The organism is Methanocalculus sp., assembly GCF_029762515.1.
In the GTDB taxonomy this organism is placed as follows: Archaea; Halobacteriota; Methanomicrobia; order Methanomicrobiales; family Methanocorpusculaceae; genus Methanocalculus.
The window spans coordinates 1-1,700 of sequence record NZ_JARVGN010000458.1 but is presented as its reverse complement, the minus strand read 5'-3'; the positions used below and the strand labels follow the sequence as shown (position 1 = coordinate 1,700).

Genomic DNA, 1,700 nt, shown 5'->3' with positions numbered 1-1,700 from the left:
AGCGGGGCTGAACCGCCCCGCCAGTGAGGATATCTGCGCTCCCGCGCTCATGAGGTTGCACTGGATCTCTGTCATGGATGTAGATCCCGTATCCCGGTCTATCTATCCGGAAAAGCCCGGTCTGGCGCGCTCTGCCGCAGCTCACTTTTCTTCTCAGGGGTCACATCCCCCCTTCTTCCATAATCCGCTTCTTCGCTCACCTGTATTCTGATCATTTCAGTTGAGAAAGCAGTGTTTGTACCTGGTTTTTTAGCCTTCGTTTCACCGGTTTCTGTACCCGCTGCTATGGCTGCCGGCTCCTCCGGGGGGAGTGCTATGTCATAGAGGGTATACAGAAGTTTTCTGCCAAATCGTGTTGTTTCATAGTACACTTTCCTCCGGTCGCCGATATCCTCCAGTTTCTGTACCTTCCTGGCAACCAGGCCGCCGTCAACGAGTTTCTTCAGGATTCGATCCATCTCCCGGGGATTTGCAGAGAACCTGTCTTTGAGTTCGGTGAAGTAACTCTCGCCTTCAAATGTCACTGCAATAAAAACCGCCCAGACCGCATCTGTTGATATGCTCTGGATCGCATCCCGGATCTCAACCGGAACCCTCTCAAGGTATTGCTTCTGCATACATTCATCCATCGGCTGCCCACTCCTGTTCAGAATAGTTCATTATTTGTAACTAATATTAATCTTTGCACTATCCGGCTTACAGGGTCAGCTAACCAGAACCATTAATCCTGGTCTGGTTCAAAACTCAATAAATGGATGATGAGAGTCATATGCTGGATATTTTTTCAAACAGGCTGGAATTACGTAACTCTCAGAAGAAGAATATTGCTATTGGCATATACGGCTCTTTCCATCGGACGCGGAAGAATGATCTCCTTGCTTTGCGTTCATTTCTTCGGGATCAAGGATATGATAAGACAAGAATCTCTCTGGACATGATCCACCATATGGCTGAAGATCATTCGTCTCTGGTACCTGAAACTCTTCCTGAAGGGCCGATTCAGGATATGATCCTGAGTGATCTGCTTGTCAAAGAGAGCACTATCCATATCTTTATCTTTGTCAAGGAACACGATGATGAACATTATCTTATACAGTCAGTATCTATGGAATTCCAGCACATTCGGGATTGTATCTCATATGGGGCCAAGAAGGATCAGTTTGTCGCAGTCTATGTAGAGAATGGGCTGGAAGAGATTGCCGGTGGCGTCTTCAAAGGCCAAATCATGCGAAATGAACATGGATTCGACATTGCATTCTTCAACAGGATTGAAGAGATCTTTAAACCTGTTCAGCGCTTTTGTGATCGCTCTCTGGAATCTTATTATAGGTAATGATCCCAGGAGATATCCCATGAGACGAGCACTCCCGCGCTTATGTTGTTGTACTGGATCCCTGCATACAGAACCTCAATAATTAACGCGCCCTGCCGCGCCATTCATCCTACACAAAACCGGAGCCCACCTGCAATCGCCATAGTACCATCTCCTATACCGCGCCTCCATGGGCTTACCCATTTCCCGCACCAGGTACCGGAGCTCCCCGCGATTGCCCGGACCCCCCTGTTATCCTCACTTCCCCCTTCAGGTGAAGGGGGCAGGGGGGTTTGCCTACAAGAAAAATGTCACAGAACAACAAATGCACCAAGGAGATGAGGCAGCCTGTAAGCGCTTGTCTGTGAAGGATGATCTGCCGGTATAG

General features: G+C 48.5%; 2 protein-coding genes. One reads left to right on the top strand and one right to left on the bottom strand.

Features of this window, described 5'->3' with window-relative positions; all coding sequences use genetic code 11:
* Window positions 1–98 precede the first annotated feature (98 nt).
* Window positions 99–629: a hypothetical protein gene (locus QCH34_RS12135; protein ID WP_300334516.1), complete on the bottom strand. Its 531-nt coding sequence runs from the start codon at window positions 627–629 to the stop codon at window positions 99–101.
* Window positions 630–751: 122 nt separating this feature from the next.
* Between QCH34_RS12135 and QCH34_RS12130 the strand changes: the two genes are divergently transcribed.
* Window positions 752–1,333, top strand: a complete 582-nt coding sequence (locus QCH34_RS12130) for a hypothetical protein (RefSeq protein ID WP_300334515.1) — start codon at window positions 752–754, stop codon at window positions 1,331–1,333.
* Window positions 1,334–1,700: the final 367 nt, after the last annotated feature.

Bases quoted from the DNA above. Each gene is read 5' to 3' on its own strand.
- QCH34_RS12130 (WP_300334515.1), top strand. From the start codon at position 752: ATGGATGATGAGAGTCATATGCTGGATATTTTTTCAAACAGGCTGGAA.
- QCH34_RS12135 (WP_300334516.1), bottom strand. From the start codon at position 629: ATGGATGAATGTATGCAGAAGCAATACCTTGAGAGGGTTCCGGTTGAG.